The sequence below is a fragment of the Photorhabdus africana genome (assembly GCF_035181445.1).
Lineage (GTDB): Bacteria > Pseudomonadota > Gammaproteobacteria > Enterobacterales > Enterobacteriaceae > Photorhabdus > Photorhabdus laumondii.
In genome coordinates this window covers 1-19,755 of the sequence record NZ_JAXBVE010000043.1, presented here as the reverse complement: position 1 = coordinate 19,755, position 19,755 = coordinate 1, and the positions used below count along the sequence as shown (strand labels likewise).

The following is a 19,755-nucleotide window of genomic DNA, read 5'->3' as shown; positions in this document are numbered from 1 at the left end:
TCGTTATCTATGCTTCCGGGGATTCGCTCCCTTGCCGTCGCGATGCATCTTGAAATCCGTAGGGTATAATATCGAAAATTAGTCATACTCATTATTATGAAGTATGATTTGCATCCAATTCATAATAATTGCAAATGAGAATAATAACCAACATTAATTTCAATGTTAATCCTATTTTCATTTTTGGTGTTAATTTAATCACTTAGTTGCTCAGAGTTGATATGAATCTGTGAGTTTGGATTCTTTCTGGCAGGAACTATGAAACGTGCACTGCCGAAGCAGCGCACCTGTTTACAGTGATAGAAGTTACAGTGATAGGAATCTTAACGTTTTTTTCCAAATGCGGCGGCTAGTGCATCACTCATAGCACTGTTTCCGGCTGAGATAGAAGAACCGGAAGTATTACGGTTCCTGTTATTACGTTCAGGGCGGCGGTCAGTTTGTGCATTGTTATTGTTACTGCGGCGTGAGTGGGTTTCTCCCGGTTGCTCATCAAGACGCATGGTCAGAGCAATGCGCTTGCGGTTCAGATCAACTTCCAACACTTTTACTTTAACGATATCACCCGCTTTTACCACGGTGTGAGGATCTTCTACAAAGCGATTGGACAGCGAAGAGATATGAACTAAACCATCTTGATGAACGCCGATATCGACAAATGCGCCAAAGTTAGTCACGTTAGTGACTGCACCTTCCAGCACCATTCCCGGATGCAGGTCATTCATGGTCTCCACGCCTTCCGCGAAAGTCGCGGTTTTAAATTCTGGGCGTGGATCTCGGCCAGGTTTTTCCAGCTCTTTCAAAATATCGGTAACGGTTGGAACACCAAATTGCTCGGTGGTGAAATCCTGAGGTTGCAATCCACGTAATGAAGCAGGGTTACCCATCAATTCTTGGAGTTTCTGCTCAGTGGCCGCCAGAATTTTTTCCACTACCGGATAAGCTTCTGGATGAACGGTCGAGGCATCCAGCGGGTTATCACCGTGATTAATCCGTAAGAATCCGGCACATTGTTCAAAAGCCTTTGGCCCAAGACGACTGACTTTCAGTAATTGTGCACGGTTATTGAAACGGCCATTCTCATCGCGCCAGTTGATGATATTCTGGGCAATCATACGGGTCAACCCGGCAACTCTGGTTAGCAGTGGAACAGAAGCGGTATTGAGATCCACGCCGACGGCGTTTACGCAATCCTCAACGACTGCATCCAATTTTTTGGCAAGCTGACTCTGACTGACGTCATGTTGATACTGACCGACACCGATGGATTTCGGATCGATTTTCACCAATTCGGCCAGTGGATCTTGCAAGCGACGGGCGATAGAGACTGCGCCACGTAGTGAAACGTCCAGATCAGGAAATTCCAGTGCCGCCAGCTCAGAGGCTGAATAAACCGATGCCCCAGCCTCACTGACAATCACTTTTTGGGCTTTTATCTCTGAGAACTGTTTTTGCACATCGGCGAAGAAACGTTCTGTTTCACGGGAAGCCGTTCCGTTACCGATGGCGACCAGTTCCACTTGATGTTTGAGACACAATGCGGCCACGTTTGCAGCAGCTTTAGCCGCTTGCCCGGTGTGTGGATAGATAGTGTCTGTGGCAATCAGTTTGCCGGTTGCATCGATAACAGCTACTTTGACACCGGTACGCAGACCGGGATCGAGCCCCATTGTTGCGCGCATACCCGCTGGCGCGGCCATCAATAGATCTTGCAGGTTGCGGGCGAATACTTTGATGGCTTCATCTTCCGCTTTCTCTCGCAAGGTGCTCATCAATTCAGTTTCAAGATGCAGCAATACCTTAACGCGCCAGGTCCAGTTCACTACGGCTTTACGCCAGCTATCTGCCGGTGCATTATTCAGGCGCAGATTAAGATGCTGCGTAATAATCTGTTCGCAATAGCTCTCTTTTGGTGGTTCATCAAACTGGGGATCAGCATTTAGCGAAAGTTGCAGTATGTTCTCATTACGACCACGGAACATAGCTAATGCGCGGTGAGAGGGGACTTGTGCAATAGGTTCATGATGATCAAAATAGTCGCGGAATTTAGCGCCTTCCTCCTCTTTTCCTGCAACGACTTTAGCGACCAGATGGGCATTCTTCCATAGATAGTCACGTACTTTCGCCAATAATGCGGCATCTTCGGCAAAACGTTCCATTAGGATATAACGCGCGCCATCTAGCGCGGCTTTGGTATTAGCCACACCTTTATCGGTATCAACAAAGGTGGCGGCAACCTGCTCTGGTTCTTGCTGTGGATCTTGCCACAAGGCATCTGCTAGTGGTTCAAGACCCGCTTCAATAGCGATTTGTCCACGAGTACGGCGTTTCGGTTTGTATGGTAGATAAAGATCTTCCAGCTCTGTTTTGCTGAGAGTTCCATTAATGGCTTCGGCCAGTTCTGGGGTCAGCTTGCCTTGCTCGTCAATGGATTTAAGAATGGTCTGGCGGCGGTCCGACAGTTCGCGCAGATAACTAAGGCGGGTTTCAAGTTGACGGAGTTGGGTGTCATCCAGACCGCCGGTGACCTCTTTACGATATCGTGCAATAAAAGGGACAGTATTCCCTTCATCAAGCAGGCTAATCGCAGAAAGTACCTGTTGTGGCTGCGCCTGTAGCTCACTTGCAATAATTTGGCTCAGAGATTCATTCATGTTGCATTTTCTTCTGGTGGATAAGCTTTAAATATTCATAAAACCCCCTTTATACGTTCTGAGAGAAATAATTTCCAGTTTACGTCTAATCTTATTTTGACGAGTTACGCTATAGCATCCGCGATTGAACTCAAATGTGAAAAGTTGTCGCTGAAACCCTAAGTGGGTTACCGGGTTATGCTATGAGCTGTTTCCGAATATCAGAATTAAACTAAAAGGATAGCTAGAATAGGAAAAACTTGAGTTTCATCGCATTATTCCAGAAGCAGGTAACTAATTAATTACAAATCTACTTTTGATTTTCGTTAAAAATGGAGGAATTACTTAAAAAATTTATTTAATAGAATACGAACATATTTACTTCCAGATTAACAATGTTGCACTTAATTATGTGAATCTACCCATTTTAAATTTTTTAATGGGCTAATACCGTCAAAGAGGAAATCGAGTACCGCCTTTACTTGATTACGGTATTGCGATACATCGCAAAATTCAGCACCCAAAGCATAAACAGATATACTGGCCAATTCGTGAGTCATGACCGCATATTCTTTGTCGTCTATCAGCCTGATAGCGGGGATCATTAGAACAGGGCGACTGCTGTCAGGATATTTTTCAACTGGCAACAGTGGGATCACAATTCTGCGGTTTAACTGCCCGATAATGTCACTCGTGACGTCCAGTAATAGGGGATAAACAACGTTTTTCCCAGTATTACGGTAAACGGTGAATTGCATTGTTAAAATGTCCTGTGTTCATCACTAAAACAACCATGTTCATCATGGAAACGGTTTAACGCCTCCAAAGCTTCCCTATTATCTTCCCGCCATTTCAGCGCTTCGTAATTGCGTAATTCGGCATCCAAGGCGGCGGTCAGTGTGGCACTAAAGTTAATACCTGCTTCACGTGCCCGGCTCAGTAAGCTTCGTTCTACAGTCATTGTGACGCTCTGTGTGTTGCGTTGTCTTGCTGTCATGATTTATCTCCGGCATTGAGTATGCGTATATGTACATGAGTTGTAGTTCTGAATGTCGGTTTTTTCTGCTTGTTATGCTTATTAATTCATTCGGTTGTTATTCTTCGATATATAGCTAACTATGTCATGTCGAAAGATATTTTATATATTCGATCTCGTTCACGTACCACAATACTTTTCCTGTTGGTGTATGAACGATTGCACTGTCTCCAACTTCTTTCTTCAATAAAGCCCGGGCCATTGGAGAATCGATGGATATGTAGTCTTTGCGACCAAAAATTTCGTCGTACCCAACAATACGGAAGCGTTTAATCTCACCTTGATCATTTTCGATCTCTACCCATGCACCGAAGAACACTCGTCCATCTTGTTGAGGGGAGTAATCAACACACCGCAATTCTTCTAAGCTTTTGGTTAGATATCGGACTCTACGATCAATCTCCCGTAGCCTCTTCTTGTTATATTGATAATCTGCGTTTTCACTCCGGTCACCGAGGCTTGCTGCCCAAGTCACTTTTTTAGTCACTTCTGGACGCTCTTCACGCCAGAGATAATCCAGTTCTTCCTTTAATTTGTTGTAGCCTTCACGGGTTATCAGTTTAGTTTTCATATAGATACCGTAGTTAATCTCATAAGTGTATAAAACAGCCCATTTTGGTCGATGTCAAATTAAGACTCGGTTTTTAGTCATTAATCAATAAATCCCGGCGGTTTTGCAAGATTAACGTATTAGTTACATTCAGGCCGTCGTTGGTTGAATAAATTTATCACTGTTGATGGATTCGGCTGCGTGGCAAGCGAATACGATACGCTCCCACTGTGGTGAACACGGAGGTTAAAACGAGAGATAAGCAGTTAACAGACGGTTTCGAGTTAGCATTATCGGTAACAAGATTGCTTTACCTGTCTGCTCATTATGATATTTGGCTCTAATATTTATAACGTTCATCATATAATTTATGGTTCTGTGTACTGAATAGTATGTATGCTGTGAATCTTTCTGGTGATGAAACAGGCTGTTAAGGTTTAAGTGAAGAAAAAACAAGCGAAATTGTTTACTATAGTAAGAAAATGTGACGAAAAATCGACCGACGAGTGGCTTCTTGTTCAAACGTTGGTGAGCTGAACATGATCGATCCAGCTCCTTGTTAGTCAGGAAAAACCGAATACCGTGGAGCAGGTAAGCAGATAATATGCAGTAAAGGGCATTTTTCGTTTAGTCTGCCTGATGAATTTAATCCAGCTAATAAATGGATTTCTATCGATTTTCCGGTAGCTAGAGCGTTAATTGATAGGTTGGTGGATGGCAAAATAACAGTAGAAATTCGATAGCTGACAGTGAATTACTGCGTTCTCATTGTCAGTAATAAACCACTAAATTAATCATTCGAATTAATAACTGTGGAAATAAGTCCTATTAGGAATAGTCTCAAAATACAGATATCTGGTTTCTATCTTTGGGTTAATCTCTTTCAAAATGATAAATTTATCAAAGCATGTAGTGTTTTTTGGAGTTTGATAATGCAAGTAGATAACAAGATCCTTGTGGTGGATGATGACATGCGTTTACGAACGTTATTAGAGCGTTATCTGACAGAACAAGGTTTTCAGGTACGTAGTGCTGCTAATGCGGAGCAGATGGACCGCTTACTGACACGGGAATCTGTTAGCTTAATCGTATTGGATTTAATGTTACCCGGAGAAGATGGGCTTTCTGTTTGCCAAAGGCTGAGAAACCAAAGTAATCCGGTACCGATTATTATGGTGACGGCAAGAGGGGAAGAGGTAGATCGTATTGTTGGGTTAGAAATTGGCGCTGATGATTATATTCCGAAGCCATTTAATCCCCGTGAGCTATTAGCGCGTATCCGGGCGGTATTACGTCGTCAGGCGAATAAGTTATTGGGCCTACCGGCTGAGGATGATGCGATTATTAATTTTGGTAAGTTTAGCCTCAATTTGAGTACGCGGGAAATGTTTCAGGGAGATGAACATATTCAATTAACCAGTGGAGAATTTGCTGTATTGAAAGTACTGGTTTCTTATCCTGGCGTGCCACTGTCCCGTAATAAGTTGATGAATTTAGCGCGTGGTCGGGAATATAGCACGATGAAGCGATCGATTGATGTTTTGGTTTCACGTCTGCGCCGTGTGATTGAAGAAGATCCTACACATCCTCGCTATATCCAGACTATCTGGGGTCTGGGCTATGTCTTTGTGCCAGACGGAATTCGTGTATGAAATTATTGCGATTCTCCCCTCGCAGCACGTTTACCCATACTTTATTCCTGATTATGGCTATGCTGTTTATCAGTTTGGTAACCAGCTACTTGGTTGTTGTGAATTTCGTTATCATGCCAAGTTTGCAGCAGTTCAATAAGGTATTAGCGTATGAAGTTCGTACCCTAATGGCTGAAAAGTTGAAGCTAGAGGATGGCTCTTTTTTGGTGATATCGCCAGTAGTTCGCCGGGAGATTTATCAGGAGTTGGGTATTACGCTCTACTCTGAATCTGACGCGGAGATACAAGGTTTACGTTGGGCCAGACGTTATGATTTCCTGAGTGAGAAGATGGGCGAGTACCTTGGTGGCAAGGCTGATCTTCGTCTGGAGATAAACACGGATAGTCCTATACTTTGGCTTAATTCTTATCTGGCCCCCGATATTTGGGTCAGGGTTCCTCTGACTGAGATCGAACAAAATCAATTCTCTCCTATTTTCCGCTATACACTGGCAATTCTATTACTGGTGTTTGGTTGTATCTGGCTTTATATCCGTTTTCAGAACCGGCCTTTACTGGAAATGGAGTATGCCGCCAGGCAAACAGGTAAAGGTATTATGATGCCGGCGGTGCGGGAAGCGGGTTCTCTGGAAGTTCGTGCAGCCATTCGCGCATTTAACCAAATGTCCTCCGGGATAAAGTTATTGGAAAGTGACCGTACGATATTAATTGCCGGAGTAAGCCATGATTTGCGTACGCCACTGACACGTATCCGACTAGCAACAGAAATGATGAGCAGGGAAGATGCTTATCTGTCTGAGTCTATTAATAAAGATATTGAAGAGTGTAACGCCATTATTGAGCAATTTATTGACTATCTCCGTACTGGGCAGGAAATGCCAATGGAGTTTTGTGAACTGAATTCTATTCTTAAAGAGGTTATTTCCGCCGAGAATGGCTATGAGCAGGATATTGAAAACCATCTGTCTCTTAACCCAATAACCGTTAACGCCAATCCGATTTCTATTAAACGGGCATTGGCTAATCTGTTGGTTAATGCTAATCGTTATGGCAACGGCTGGATTAAAGTGAGTAGTGGTCAGACAAATAAATTTGCCTGGTTTCAGGTAGAAGATAATGGAGCCGGCATCAAACAGGAAGATTTGCCACGGTTATTTCAGCCATTTGTTCGTGGCGAAAGAGCGCGCAGCAGCAGTGGAACAGGGTTAGGTCTGGCGATTGTTCAGCGAATTATTGATGCTCATGATGGGAAAATTGAAATGGGCGCCAGCCCCAGAGGGGGATTATCTATCCGTGTCTGTATTCCTGTTGTGGAAGATAATTTTTAACGGCTTGATAATCATCTCCGACTATTTGATTTTAAGGGTGCGTGGAGATGACAGTTTTATGTCAGTCACAGGTTAAGCGTTCATTGCGCTGTCATAAAAATGTCATAATTAAGACATTTTTCTGTAATTAAATTGATCTATCTTCCCTTTTGCACCTTTGTTGATTCTTAATATCCCATTATAGGAGGGATTATGAAACTGATGCGTACCACCGTAACCGGCATAATAGCAACGACGTTTTCTTTGATAACCCTGTCTGTATTTGCTGCCACCAGCTTAACGGGGGCAGGTGCGACATTTCCCGCACCGGTGTATGCCAAGTGGGCGGATTCTTATCAAAAAGAGACAGGTAATAAAGTCAATTATCAAGGCATTGGTTCCTCCGGCGGCGTAAAACAAATTCTGGCAAATACCGTTGATTTCGGGGCTTCAGATGCCCCTTTATCTGATGAAAAGTTAGCTGCTGATGGCTTGTTTCAGTTCCCGACAGTCATCGGTGGGGTGGTACTGGCGGTTAATATCCCAGGGATTAAATCTGGTGAATTGACATTGGATGGTAAAACTTTAGGCGATATTTATTTAGGTAAAGTGAAAAAGTGGAATGATCCAGCAATTACTCAATTGAATCCGGGAGTCAAATTGCCGGAGCAAGATATTGCCGTGATACGTCGTGCTGACGGTTCCGGTACCTCCTTTGTGTTTACTAGCTACCTCTCTAAAGTGAATAAAGAGTGGCAAGAAAAAGTTGGCGTGGGTTCCACCGTAAGATGGCCTATTGGTTTGGGTGGTAAAGGTAATGATGGGATTGCCGCATTTGTTCAACGTCTGACGGGTTCCATTGGTTATGTTGAATATGCTTACGCTAAACAGAATCATCTGGCTTATACCAAATTGGTATCTGCTAATGGCAACATTGTTAGTCCGACAGAAGAGAATTTCAGTGCCGCAGCGAAGAAAGCAGAATGGCATAAAACGTTTGCTCAGGATTTGACAAACCAACAAGGTAAAAATGCGTGGCCGATGACTTCCACTACATTTGTTCTGGTTCATAAGCAGCAGAAAAATGCAGTGAAAGGGGCGGAAATATTGAAATTTTTTGACTGGGCTTATGAGAAAGGCAGTAAACAGGCAAACGAGCTGGATTATGCAACCCTGCCCGAAGAGGTGATTGAGCAAGTTCGTGCGACTTGGAAAACCCAGATAAAGGATAGCAATGGTAAGGCCCTGTATTAAGTCGTGTTGATAGTGATTGTTTTGAATATCGATTGTTTTAAATAGTGATTGTTTTAAATATCGATTGCTTTAAATATCGATTAAATTTGTCGTTTTAATTTCTCCCCCCGTTTAAGGGGGGAGTTAACCCCGAATGAGAATAAGCTCTATGGCCGAACAAAAAACGGCAATGAAAGCACCCAGTAAAAATGGCGATATTATTTTCAGCGCACTGGTTAGGCTAGCTGCGCTGATAACTTTATTTTTGTTAGGAGGCATCATTATCTCGCTGATTATTGCCTCCTGGCCTAGTATTCAGCAGTTCGGCATCTCTTTCCTCTGGCAGAAAACGTGGGATGCCCCGGCAGAGCAATTTGGGGCCTTGATACCGATTTACGGTACATTGGTTACTTCGCTAATTGCGCTGATTATCGCAGTGCCTGTTAGTTTTGGGATTGCTTTGTTTCTGACAGAACTGGCACCTAACTGGCTGAAACGTCCGCTCGGTATTGCCATTGAGTTACTGGCCGCTATCCCAAGTATTGTGTATGGCATGTGGGGGTTGTTTGTTTTTGCTCCGCTATTTGCCACCTATTTCCAGCAGCCCGCCGGCAATCTCCTCGCCAGTATGCCGATTGTGGGCGAATTGTTCTCTGGCCCTGCCTTTGGTATCGGTATTCTGGCGGCGGGTGTTATTCTCGCTATCATGATTATCCCTTATATCACTTCGGTGATGCGTGACGTCTTCGAACAAACACCGGTGATGATGAAAGAATCCGCTTATGGTATCGGTTGTACCACTTGGGAGGTTATCTGGCACATCGTGTTGCCTTACACCCGAAATGGGGTGATTGGTGGTGTCATGTTGGGCCTTGGTCGTGCGTTGGGGGAAACGATGGCGGTGACTTTTATCATCGGTAACACCTACCAGCTCGACAGTTTCTCACTGTTTATGCCCGGTAACAGCATCACTTCTGCGCTGGCGAATGAATTTGCGGAAGCAGAATCTGGCTTGCATACCGCAGCATTGATGGAGCTTGGTCTGATTCTATTTGTGATCACCTTCATTGTGCTGGCGTTATCAAAATTGATGATTATGCGCTTGGCGAAGAAAGAGGGGCGCTGATATGGCAACGATAGACAGACAAAAGCCTATTGATGCCAATGTACGTAGCCGTAAACAGGCATGGCGCCGTCAAAAAAATCTCATCGCTTTACTGTTATCAATGGCGACCATGTTGTTTGGTCTGTTTTGGTTGGTGTGGATTCTGTTTTCTACCGTCACCAAAGGTTTCGACGGCATGTCACTGGCGTTGTTCACCGAAATGACACCGCCACCGAATACGGAAGGCGGTGGTTTGGCAAATGCCATTGTGGGCAGTGGATTACTGATCCTGTGGGCGACAGTTATCGGTACGCCTCTGGGGATCATGGCGGGTATCTATTTGGCGGAATATGGCCGCCGGTCATGGCTGGCAGAGGTGATCCGCTTTATAAACGATATCTTGCTGTCAGCCCCTTCTATTGTTGTCGGTTTATTTGTTTACATGGTCGTTGTGACGAAAATGCAGCACTTTTCCGGTTGGGCGGGGGTGATCGCTTTGGCGTTGTTACAGGTGCCGATTGTTATCAGGACCACGGAAAACATGTTAAAACTGGTTCCTGATAGCCTGCGCGAAGCCGCATATGCTTTAGGCACACCGAAGTGGAAGATGATTTCAGCCATCACGCTGAAAGCATCGGTATCCGGGATTATCACCGGTGTGTTGCTGGCCATTGCCCGAATTGCTGGAGAAACAGCGCCATTGCTGTTCACCTCTCTTTCCAATCAGTTCTGGAGTACTGATCTGAGCCAGCCAATTGCTAACTTACCGGTCACCATCTTTAAATTTGCCATGAGCCCATTCTCCGAATGGCAGCAACTGGCGTGGGCCGGCGTATTATTGATAACCCTGTGTGTATTGCTGATTAACATTGTGGCGCGTGTGCTGTTTGCCAAGAAAAAGCACTGACCGATATTTTCAACAGAGAGAAGTAAATGAGCATAGTTAATGATATCGCTAGCAGCAAAATTCAGGTCCACAATCTGAACTTTTACTATGGCAAATTTCACGCGCTGAAAAACATAACGTTGAATATTGCAAAGAATAAAGTAACCGCTTTTATCGGTCCGTCGGGTTGCGGTAAGTCTACGTTACTACGAACTTTCAACAAAATGTATGAACTGTATGGTGAACAGCGGGCGGAAGGTGAAATTCTGTTGGATGGCAATAATATCCTGACTGATAAACAGGATGTGGCGTTGCTACGAGCCAACGTTGGCATGGTATTCCAGAAACCAACGCCATTTCCGATGTCTATTTACGACAATATTGCGTTTGGAGTCCGTCTGTTTGAAAAACTCTCCAGAGCAGAAATGGATGAACGTGTTCAGTGGGCTTTGACGAAAGCGGCATTATGGAATGAAACCCGGGATAAGCTGTATCAGAGTGGATACAGTCTATCTGGCGGGCAGCAGCAACGTTTGTGTATTGCGCGTGGCATTGCGATCCGGCCAGAAGTTTTGCTATTGGATGAACCTTGTTCAGCCCTCGACCCGATTTCTACCGGTCGAATTGAAGAGTTGATCAGCGAATTGAAATCTGAATATACCGTGGTGATTGTGACTCATAATATGCAGCAGGCGGCGCGTTGTTCAGACCACACTGCGTTTATGTACCTTGGTGAATTAATTGAATTCAGTGATACAGACACATTGTTTACCACACCAAAAATGAAACAAACTGAAGACTATATTACCGGTCGTTATGGTTGATTATGGGGCGTAACATGGACAATCTGAATCTCAACAAACATATTTCTGGTCAGTTTAACGCTGAACTGGCACATGTCCGTACTGAACTGATGGCAATGGGGGGGCTGGTGGAGGAACAACTCTCCAAAGCCATTACCGCGATGCATAATCAGGATGCCGCATTGGCGCGTGAAGTGATTGAGGATGACCATAAGGTCAATATGATGGAAGTGGCTATTGATGAAGCGTGTGTTCGCATCATTGCTAAGCGCCAGCCAACGGCCAGTGATCTGCGGCTGATTATGTCAATTTCGAAAACAATCGCTGAACTGGAAAGAATTGGTGATGTGGCAAATAAAATTTGCCAGACGGCACTTGAGAAATTCTCACATCAGCATCAACCCTTGTTGGTTAGCCTGGAATCCCTTGGCCGCCATACCATCCAGATGCTGCATGATGTGTTAGATGCCTTTGCCCGCATGGATCTGGAAGAAGCGATTCGAATCTATCATGAAGATAAAAAGGTGGATAAAGAGTATGAAGGCATTATCCGCCAGTTGATGACTTATATGATGGAAGATCCTCGAACCATCCCCAGTGTACTGACCGTCCTGCTTTGTGCCCGTTCTATCGAACGCATTGGCGATCGTTGTCAAAACATCTGTGAATTCATTTTCTACTATGTTAAAGGGCAGGATTTCCGGCATGTAGGTGGTGATGAATTGGAAAAACTGTTGACGAAAGATAACGAATAGCTCCCTGACCACTTGGTCAATAACCTGAATGCTGGTATTTTTACCGGCATTTTTTTTATCTTATAATTGCTGATAGTTATAAATATAGTTATTTATATTATTTCATGCACTATAGTGAAATTGATAGCTTGTGATTAATAAAGAATTAATTGTTGTCAGGAGAGTTTAATGAAATCTCGCGTTCTTATTACGGCGTTATTGGCCGGGTTAACACTGGTTACTGGTGCTGCGAAAGCGGATAAGCTGGATGATATTAAAAAAACCGGTGCCGTGCGGATCGCTGTTTTCGACAGTAATCCTCCGTTTGGTTTTATTGACCCGCAAACCAAAAAACTGGCAGGTTATGATGTAGATATCGCAAACGCGATTGCCAATGACTTGGGTGTTAAATTGGAACTGCGTCCGACTAACCCGGCAAACCGTTTACCTCTGTTGGCATCAAAGAAAGTTGACTTGATTGCCGCCAACTTTACCGTCACTCATGAGCGTGCTAAACAAGTTGATTTTTCAATCCCTTACTTTGCCACTGGGCAAAAATTTATTGCCCGTAAAGGTATTTTAAAATCGCCCGAAGACATTAGAAATTTACGTATCGGAGCGGATAAAGGAACAGTGCAGGAAATTACACTGCGCGAGCATTATCCGACAGCCAAAGTGATCTCTTATGACGACACGCCTCTGGCCTTTGCTGCGCTACGTAACGGCAATGTGCAAGCCATCACGCAGGATGATGCTAAGTTAGTTGGTCTGTTGGCTAATGTACCGGAAGCTCAAAAAGCCGAGTTTGAGATCTCTCCTTTTAGCATCACCCGTGAATATCAGGCAGTGGCTGCGGCGAAAGGGCAAGAGCGCTTGGTTGAGGCGGTGAACCAAACTTTGCTGAAACTGGAAAAAGAGGGTGAAGCAGCGGAAATTTATAACCGTTGGTTTGGCCCGGAAACCAAATCGGCTCAACCGCGAGGTGACTTTAAGTTTGCGCCTTTGGAGCAGCAAACTCAGTCCTAATGAGTAGTAACTCCTTGATTATTTTAGCCTCGCCTTTTGTTGCGGGGCTTTATCATTGGTAATACCTGGTAATAGTAAGATATGTTTGAATTATTTGTTACAGAACAGTTGCTTGCTCCCCAATATCTGGGGTGGCTTTGGCAAGGTTTCCTGATTACGCTGTGGATATCCGCTTGTACTGTCGTGGCTTCCACCTTGCTAGGATTTGTATTGGCGGCTGCCCGTGACAGCCAACTGGAAATTCTCCGTTGGTTAGTAACCGCTTACACTACACTATTTCGCAATACGCCTTTGTTGGTGCAACTGTTCTTCTGGTATTTCGCCTCAGGGCAAATCCTACCGCAAGCCGTGATGCTTTGGCTGAATACACCTCATGAAATCAATCTATTAGGTCTATCATTGGCCTGGCCTTCATTCGAATTCCTGGCTGGATTTATTGGTTTGACGCTCTATTCAGCGCCATTCGTGGCGGAAGAGCTACGTGCCGGTATTCAGGGTGTAGGACGTGGGCAAAAATATGCGGCTCATGCACTGGGGCTCACGGGTTGGCAGGCAATGCGTTATGTGGTATTGCCACAAGCATTGAAGATCGCAACGCCGCCATTACTCGGACAATATATGAATATTGTGAAAAACTCGTCACTGACAATGGCAATTGGCGTGGCTGAGTTGTCATATGCTTCGCGTCAAGTAGAAACCGAAACATTGAAAACGTTTGAAGCATTTGGTGTTGCAACGGTGCTGTATATTGCCATCATTGCGATCATGGAAGGTTGGGGACAATGGCGTCAGCAACAAGCTATAGCGAGAGGACATTAAAATGGATTTTTCAGTCATTGCAGAAAACTGGCGTTACCTACTGTTAGGTACATTTCCTGATGGCCCTCTTGAAGGGGCGGCGTTGACATTGATTATTAGCCTGATAGCTGGGGCAATTTCTATTGTATTGGGTACGGTTGCCGGTATTGCTTTGGCAATGCTGAAAGGCTTCTGGGTTAACCTGTTAGCCGCAGTATTGGGCTTTTTCCGTGCAATTCCAGTCATTATGCTGATTTTCTGGACTTACTTTCTGTTGCCTGTGATGCTTGATATGGAAATTCCAGAAATTACCACGGTGGTTTGTGCTTTGGCATTGATCACATCGGCTTATTTGGCTCATGGGGTAAAAGCGGGGATTATTGCGATTGGTGCCGGTCAGTGGCAAGCAGGGCTATCATTAGGTTTTAACCGTTGGCAGGTACTTTGGTACATTGTGTTGCCACAAGCGTTGCGTATGATGGTGCCTTCCTTTATTAATCAGTGGATTGCGCTGATAAAAGATACCTCTCTGGCTTATATCGTTGGCGTGGCGGAATTATCATTTCTGGCGACTCAGGTTAATAACCGCAGCATGGTTTACCCGACAGAAGTCTTTTTATTTGTCGCGTTAATTTATTTCGTGATGTGTTTGGCACTGGAATTAACTGCAAACTATCTTGTGAGTCGCTTCACCTTACAACGTAGGAAAATATCTTTTTTTCATTTTTGGCGGAAAGAAAAATTAGTTTTGGCTCCCCAATATTAGTTTTTCTTTTGAGTTAATTATTTATATCTAAAGCATAATCTCCCTATTTTAACGATAGGGAGATGGTTAATGTTAATTTAAATCAGTAATTTTATGAGAATAAGGAAAGAATATTAAAATAACAGAATAAATAATCTTTTTAGATAATATGATGGTAATTAGCCTTTAAAATAAGTGAAATATTACAATAACTCTGGTATTTCTTCTGACTTGATATACTTATATTCTCTGTCTTCTGTCTGTTATACGATAGGTCGAAAATTTCGCAATTTTTTGGAACAGATAACTCATGAATATATCGATTTCCGGCCCTGAAAACACTCAGGGCTTGCTTGAACGTGTGTTTAATCAACCGACTGGCTGATAGATGGGCTATAAATTCCCTGTGTTAGCGTACTGTTAACACAGGGAGAGTAGTCATTTTATTAACGAGAAATTACGTAAATCTATTTACAAGCTCTTGGCAAGGATAAGTATTCATTAATTACCATTTATCCATACTTGTTGGAGCCAATCAGTGATATCTGACCACATCTCATTACTATAACCATCATGGGACCAGTATCTAACTTGACCACTAGGAAGAAGACAGTAGTAGTTTCCGTTATCTTCACAAATAGGTAACCAGTCTTTAGGTACTCCTAACTTTCTTGCATCTTCAAGAGATTGTGATAACTCACCATAATTTTGTTTATCTTTAGTTACAGATAATAATTCTATGGAACCATAGAAAACATTCCCTATTTCCTTTAAAACTTTTTTATAGTCATTAGGAAAGGTAAAACCAATACCACGTTCATATTGTGCTAGCAATTCATCATCTGGTAGATCTGTGTTGCTTTTTTCTCCACCAGATAGAAGTTTTAACTCATTGATAATTTTATCTAAATCGTCATTCATTTTTATACCTATTTATAGCTTTTGGCTCTATCTTTCCAATAGTTAGAACGCCATTTGTTAAATTCTGCTCTATTTATGCCTGAAGGAATACTATTATCATTAATATGTATAACTCCATGATTTTCTTTATGGAAAGATTGTGTAATTTCTGCAATTGCACCATCTTGTTTCTGTAACATGTGGTGAAGATTCACTGGTTTACCATCTGCACCGATTGGTGCACGACCAGATGACATTAGCTCTATGTTCGTTTTTCCTGATTTTGGGTCAATATATTTCGGATCGAATATATCATTTCTCTGATAAACCTTATTCCCTTGAAATTCAATTGGCTCAGCTGACCAATATGTTCTTTCCTGACCAAAATATCTTGCTGTGTTAACTTCATCACTGGCTTTATTAATCAGTCTGGAAACTTCGCCAACATCGCCTTTTTGTAAGGCTTGTTCTGCGACTTTGATAGTTTTTCCGGCGGCATCACCTGCGCCGGGAATAATGGCTATCGCGGCGGCTAGATAATCTAATGCGCTTTTAGCCTCTACAAAACCTTTGATATCACCGATCACTGGGATGAAGTCAGTACCAAAGCTGATAGTTTCCCCCGCTTGTTTACACGCATCCGGCGACTGCTGACAAAAGGCGTTCTTTTTCTCCTCGTAAGCTTGTATTGTACCCAGTCTTTCTTTCTCTGCTGCGGATAGAAGATGTGCCAGCGCGTTATATACAATAACAATTTCCCCGGCATTAGCCCCGCTGTTAGCCCCTTTGGCGCTGTTGGTCGCAATGGCCCCTGCGACGCTGCCGATGATTTTGCCACCCGCCTGAATTTTCATTGGATCATTGAATGTTTTATCCAATGTTATCGCGGCCAGTTCTGCGGCTAATGCTCCAGCCGCCGCCCCTTTGGCATCACCGCCGCCAATTTCCGCAGCAAGGGCAGAAACCGCCGCATGGCTGATAGCTTTTCCGGGTAAATCTAACACCTGACCGTTAGCCCCAATCAACCCGGCACCTTCGGCGTTAATCTGGCTGCCAATATTGGCAAGTAATGCGGTGGTAAAATTGTCCTTAAAACTACCGCCATTGATGGCTGTACCAAGGCTGGAACTGATAATGGATTGACCGGCGATCCGTTGAGCCACTTTGCTCCAGTCGCCATTGCTCAGTTTAGGTAATGTCGCTTTTGCCGGGTCAATTTGAGCGCCATTGGCGGCTTTATCCCATCCCATGACGTTATCAAAACCCGCCAGTGCACCACCCATCGCCATTGATGTGATAGTTGATTTAACGGTATCGCTGCTTCCCATATCCTTAAGGGTTTTCGATAGGTTTCCTTTATTATTAATAAGCTTAACTGCTGCCGTAGAAGCCAGAGATGAGATACCCGCAGAAACTGCGCCGTATGTGGCGGTATTCACTGTTGCTGCTGTTGCAGCACTGGCTCCGGCTGCGGTAGCAGCACCACTGGCTGCACCCGCGGCACCATTGGCAGCCGCTACAGTTACCCCGGCCCCAGCCGTGACTACAGCAACGGTGATAGCGATAACAGCAGAAACGACAGGATTTAAATGCTGGCTCTTATGATCCCAATTCTCATAAGCATCCTGAACTTCATTCCAGTTTACATCTTGACGTTGGCTTAACTGTTTTAACCAGGCTGTTTCAGAAGTGTTACCAAGAGCAGCCAATACCGCCTGTAAGGATTGTCCTTTCTGTGTTTTGATATCAGCACTGATTCCATTTGCGGCCTCAATTGTTAATTTTCCACCAATGTGAACTGAAGGCAGCACCCATGTTTCTGCACGATGACCACTATCTCTGTTCTTAATGAAAAATCCTTTAGACTGGCTAATGGTTTGTTCAAAAGAACTATCTTTAACTGCTTTAAAGTTTATTTTTCCATGTGTACTGGTCAGTCTGGCATTTTTATTTGTTTCAATTTTGCTGGCTTCATAAGTACTGTCATCTCGGCTGAGTAAATTAATATCTCCATCAGCAATAAATTCAGTCACTTTATTGGTGACTGAATGGTGCGTGGTAGTTGAAGTCTTCTTTTTACCATACCACTTACGTTTAGTACTGGAGGTGGTATATTCAGTCACATCTTCTTGTGCTTGTGCATAAAGATAACCCCCTTTAGCCGCAATATCTATTACACCTTTAGCTAAAAGTTTAGTTGCTTGAAATAAAAGACCTTCTCCGGTAAGAATGGTTAAATTCTTACCGCTATCTAGTCTGACTTCTTTATGGGTAATAGATGATCTGGAATGCGTGTTTTCAGTATCTACTGCGGATTTAAGGTATGTATACCCACCAGAAGTGAGTGCCATATCACCTTTAGAAATTAAACTTGAACCTTCTAACTTTATATTATCATTAGCTATTAAAGTTAATTCATTCCCTGCATTAACAGAAGTAATGTGGCTTACTCTTCCTTCTCTCATCAGAAGACCGTTTACATTACCATAAGCAACAGATAAATTTAGATCTTCACCAGAATTCATCAATATATTTTCTGTTGCATTCAATGCAGAGTTGGTGACATTCAAATCTTTCCCCGCCGATATAGAGATACTATTAGCGGTAATAGGAACTCCCCATAATCTAGAATCTTGAGCAGAGTTTAATATAACGTCTTTTCCTGCGATGAGTTTTACATCACCAATATCTAGGTTTATACCACCATTAATGGATATGGACTCGGATGAGTCTATACTGGTTTTACTTGTGTTTATTTTAATATCTCTGACCGCAGTTAAAGTTGTGTTCTTGTTTTTTGTGAAATAATTGACAAAATTTAAATCTAAGTTTGTTCCTGAATGAAATGTTAAATCTCCTGAGGCGTTTATTATATTACTTCGATCATCAATCTCCGGTCCAAAACTAATTTTTGTAGATTTATAAGCGGATATTCCTGAGTTTTTGCTTATTAATGAAATATTATGTCCTTTTAATACCGTTGATAAAATATTAATGGCATCTGGAAATAATAGTTTATCAAAAAATTCATACGGTGCTTTATAATAGGTTGAAAGTATAGATAAATCACCTGATTTAGATATGATTTTAGAATCGGTAAGTTCGATAACCTTAGCATCTGATGAGATAATGTTGATATCTTTTCCAGCATTTAATCGTGCTGATGTTAATGTCAATCCATTTGCATTTAATATAAGATTATTTTTAACTTTGATATCATCAGTTTCTGAATTTAATAAATTTAATGTTTTTTCTTTCCAATCAGGCGTAATCGGTGTATTCAGTTCATTTTCATTAATAAGCTCCTTGTTTGACGTAATTTTAACCTCGCCAAGAAAATCAATAACTAAATTCTTTCCAGAAGATAGCATTGTCTTATCTGTGAATGGGTCAACTTTTTTTTCATTAGAAGGATTATTTCGAATGAGATCCCAATCTTGCTGTTTTATATCTGCGTTATTTCTATCTAATACATGTATTTCTCTGTCGTTTTCCTGATTATTTCTGTATTTATAGTATGGATTATTAAATACAGGATGCGAACTATTTACTATAAAATGTGGATAAGTATTCCCATTATATAGATTTTCAGTATTTATAAATTTAGTGCTTGTAAAATGACTTCCGGTCAGAAATACATCATTATTCCCATGTATTTCACTGTTTATATTTAATAAATTATCACTATTTATATATAAATTTCCCCCGGATGAAATTAAACTGCTATCATAATTTTCTATAAAGAACCAATTTCTCTTGTCACTGAGATCATCAACATTAATAAAGTTAAAAAAGGCGTGTTTTTCAGGTTTAATATTGTAAAGGAGATAAAGATCTCTTATATTGAGCATTTTATGAGATCTGGCAACTAAGTCTCCTTTATTCGTCTTTATGGTAGCAGATCTATTTTCAATAAGATGACTTTTATCTCCTTGTGCATTTTTCTGTATCCACATATTATTGTTGGCTTGCAGCAAGGCTTTATTACCGCTATTACGCACGGTATCGCCAAATATTCGCATATCCCGGCCCGCAGTCACGCTGCCTTTATTATCCAGCGTGGTATTTTCCAGAATAATATCCCGTCCCGCCTGCACGTTAATATTGGGCGCAATATGGGTTTCTTTGCCAATAACATTCAGGTCTGTTTTAGCCTTAATATTGCCCAGTTCAATTTTTCCATTGGCGTTTAACGTAATATCACGCTGGTCACTGATTAAATTTTTCAGATTAACACCAACGCCCTCTTCAGTGGCAACCAGTCGGATTTTATTGGCATACATGCCGCCTAACGCTTTGGTGTCAACCGCTAATTGAGGTTTAGTACCTTCGCCAGCGACAGGTTTA

16 protein-coding genes and 2 pseudogenes are annotated in these 19,755 nt (G+C 42.6%); 11 read left to right on the top strand and 7 right to left on the bottom strand.

Annotated features, from left to right (window positions below):
• Positions 1-323: 323 nt before the first annotated feature.
• The 4 genes from SLS51_RS19020 to greB form a co-directional block, all read right to left on the bottom strand.
• Entirely contained in the window at positions 324-2,654 is a 2,331-nt protein-coding gene (locus SLS51_RS19020) for a Tex family protein (RefSeq protein WP_323840179.1), read from the bottom strand.
• A 383-nt stretch (positions 2,655-3,037) separates the two neighbouring features.
• Complete coding sequence (locus tag SLS51_RS19015) at positions 3,038-3,391, bottom strand: CcdB family protein (RefSeq protein WP_323840178.1); 354 nt, start codon at positions 3,389-3,391, stop codon at positions 3,038-3,040.
• A gap of 2 nt (positions 3,392-3,393) precedes the next feature.
• Entirely contained in the window at positions 3,394-3,630 is a 237-nt protein-coding gene (locus SLS51_RS19010; protein WP_088374722.1) for a type II toxin-antitoxin system CcdA family antitoxin, read from the bottom strand.
• A gap of 124 nt (positions 3,631-3,754) precedes the next feature.
• Positions 3,755-4,240: a transcription elongation factor GreB gene (greB, locus tag SLS51_RS19005; protein WP_262980926.1), complete on the bottom strand. Its 486-nt coding sequence runs from the start codon at positions 4,238-4,240 to the stop codon at positions 3,755-3,757.
• 614 nt (positions 4,241-4,854) lie between these two features.
• Between greB and SLS51_RS19000 the strand changes: the two are divergent.
• The 11 genes and pseudogenes from SLS51_RS19000 to SLS51_RS18950 form a co-directional block, all read left to right on the top strand.
• A pseudogene (locus SLS51_RS19000) lies at positions 4,855-4,962 on the top strand (transcription elongation factor GreB); the annotation flags it as partial.
• 189 nt (positions 4,963-5,151) lie between these two features.
• Positions 5,152-5,871 (top strand): osmolarity response regulator transcription factor OmpR, encoded by a 720-nt coding sequence (gene ompR, locus SLS51_RS18995; protein WP_011144612.1) that lies wholly within the window; start codon positions 5,152-5,154, stop codon positions 5,869-5,871.
• A complete protein-coding gene (envZ, locus tag SLS51_RS18990) occupies positions 5,868-7,199 on the top strand; it encodes a two-component system sensor histidine kinase EnvZ (RefSeq protein WP_323840177.1) in 1,332 nt (443 codons plus the stop codon). The genes ompR and envZ overlap by 4 nt, the downstream gene beginning before the upstream one ends.
• A 192-nt stretch (positions 7,200-7,391) precedes the next feature.
• Positions 7,392-8,432 carry a phosphate ABC transporter substrate-binding protein PstS gene (gene pstS, locus SLS51_RS18985; RefSeq protein ID WP_323840176.1) on the top strand — a complete coding sequence of 347 codons (1,041 nt, stop codon included), beginning with the start codon at positions 7,392-7,394 and terminating at the stop codon, positions 8,430-8,432.
• Between the two features lie 148 nt (positions 8,433-8,580).
• On the top strand, positions 8,581-9,537 hold the full coding sequence (gene pstC, locus SLS51_RS18980; protein WP_323840175.1) for a phosphate ABC transporter permease PstC: 957 nt from the start codon (positions 8,581-8,583) through the stop codon (positions 9,535-9,537).
• Position 9,538: 1 nt separating this feature from the next.
• Positions 9,539-10,423 carry a phosphate ABC transporter permease PstA gene (gene pstA / locus SLS51_RS18975; protein ID WP_323840174.1) on the top strand — a complete coding sequence of 295 codons (885 nt, stop codon included), beginning with the start codon at positions 9,539-9,541 and terminating at the stop codon, positions 10,421-10,423.
• A gap of 26 nt (positions 10,424-10,449) precedes the next feature.
• Entirely contained in the window at positions 10,450-11,226 is a 777-nt protein-coding gene (pstB, locus tag SLS51_RS18970; protein ID WP_323840173.1) for a phosphate ABC transporter ATP-binding protein PstB, read from the top strand.
• Between the two features lie 14 nt (positions 11,227-11,240).
• On the top strand, positions 11,241-11,960 hold the full coding sequence (gene phoU / locus SLS51_RS18965; protein WP_323840172.1) for a phosphate signaling complex protein PhoU: 720 nt from the start codon (positions 11,241-11,243) through the stop codon (positions 11,958-11,960).
• A gap of 168 nt (positions 11,961-12,128) precedes the next feature.
• The gene (locus SLS51_RS18960; RefSeq protein WP_323840171.1) at positions 12,129-12,965 is read left to right on the top strand and encodes an ABC transporter substrate-binding protein; all 837 of its coding nucleotides are present in this window, start codon (positions 12,129-12,131) and stop codon (positions 12,963-12,965) included.
• A gap of 81 nt (positions 12,966-13,046) precedes the next feature.
• Complete coding sequence (locus SLS51_RS18955; protein WP_323840170.1) at positions 13,047-13,784, top strand: amino acid ABC transporter permease; 738 nt, start codon at positions 13,047-13,049, stop codon at positions 13,782-13,784.
• A gap of 1 nt (position 13,785) precedes the next feature.
• Positions 13,786-14,529: an amino acid ABC transporter permease gene (locus SLS51_RS18950; RefSeq protein WP_323840169.1), complete on the top strand. Its 744-nt coding sequence runs from the start codon at positions 13,786-13,788 to the stop codon at positions 14,527-14,529.
• Positions 14,530-15,009: 480 nt separating this feature from the next.
• On the opposite strand, the gene SLS51_RS18945 is transcribed toward SLS51_RS18950, so the two are convergent.
• The 3 genes and pseudogenes from SLS51_RS18945 to SLS51_RS18940 form a co-directional block, all read right to left on the bottom strand.
• Positions 15,010-15,429 (bottom strand): SMI1/KNR4 family protein, encoded by a 420-nt coding sequence (locus SLS51_RS18945; RefSeq protein WP_323840168.1) that lies wholly within the window; start codon positions 15,427-15,429, stop codon positions 15,010-15,012.
• 8 nt (positions 15,430-15,437) lie between these two features.
• On the bottom strand, positions 15,438-15,995 hold the full coding sequence (locus tag SLS51_RS24725) for an HNH/ENDO VII family nuclease (RefSeq protein ID WP_439126893.1): 558 nt from the start codon (positions 15,993-15,995) through the stop codon (positions 15,438-15,440).
• A gap of 144 nt (positions 15,996-16,139) precedes the next feature.
• Positions 16,140-19,755, bottom strand: a pseudogene (locus tag SLS51_RS18940) (DUF637 domain-containing protein); the annotation flags it as partial.

Excerpts from the sequence above, each read along its gene's own strand:
- SLS51_RS19020 (WP_323840179.1), bottom strand. The coding sequence starts at position 2,654 with ATGAATGAATCTCTGAGCCAAATTATTGCAAGTGAGCTACAGGCGCAG.
- SLS51_RS19015 (WP_323840178.1), bottom strand. The coding sequence starts at position 3,391 with ATGCAATTCACCGTTTACCGTAATACTGGGAAAAACGTTGTTTATCCC.
- SLS51_RS19010 (WP_088374722.1), bottom strand. The coding sequence starts at position 3,630 with ATGACAGCAAGACAACGCAACACACAGAGCGTCACAATGACTGTAGAA.
- greB (WP_262980926.1), bottom strand. The coding sequence starts at position 4,240 with ATGAAAACTAAACTGATAACCCGTGAAGGCTACAACAAATTAAAGGAA.
- ompR (WP_011144612.1), top strand. The coding sequence starts at position 5,152 with ATGCAAGTAGATAACAAGATCCTTGTGGTGGATGATGACATGCGTTTA.
- envZ (WP_323840177.1), top strand. The coding sequence starts at position 5,868 with ATGAAATTATTGCGATTCTCCCCTCGCAGCACGTTTACCCATACTTTA.
- pstS (WP_323840176.1), top strand. The coding sequence starts at position 7,392 with ATGAAACTGATGCGTACCACCGTAACCGGCATAATAGCAACGACGTTT.
- pstC (WP_323840175.1), top strand. The coding sequence starts at position 8,581 with ATGGCCGAACAAAAAACGGCAATGAAAGCACCCAGTAAAAATGGCGAT.
- pstA (WP_323840174.1), top strand. The coding sequence starts at position 9,539 with ATGGCAACGATAGACAGACAAAAGCCTATTGATGCCAATGTACGTAGC.
- pstB (WP_323840173.1), top strand. The coding sequence starts at position 10,450 with ATGAGCATAGTTAATGATATCGCTAGCAGCAAAATTCAGGTCCACAAT.
- phoU (WP_323840172.1), top strand. The coding sequence starts at position 11,241 with ATGGACAATCTGAATCTCAACAAACATATTTCTGGTCAGTTTAACGCT.
- SLS51_RS18960 (WP_323840171.1), top strand. The coding sequence starts at position 12,129 with ATGAAATCTCGCGTTCTTATTACGGCGTTATTGGCCGGGTTAACACTG.
- SLS51_RS18955 (WP_323840170.1), top strand. The coding sequence starts at position 13,047 with ATGTTTGAATTATTTGTTACAGAACAGTTGCTTGCTCCCCAATATCTG.
- SLS51_RS18950 (WP_323840169.1), top strand. The coding sequence starts at position 13,786 with ATGGATTTTTCAGTCATTGCAGAAAACTGGCGTTACCTACTGTTAGGT.
- SLS51_RS18945 (WP_323840168.1), bottom strand. The coding sequence starts at position 15,429 with ATGAATGACGATTTAGATAAAATTATCAATGAGTTAAAACTTCTATCT.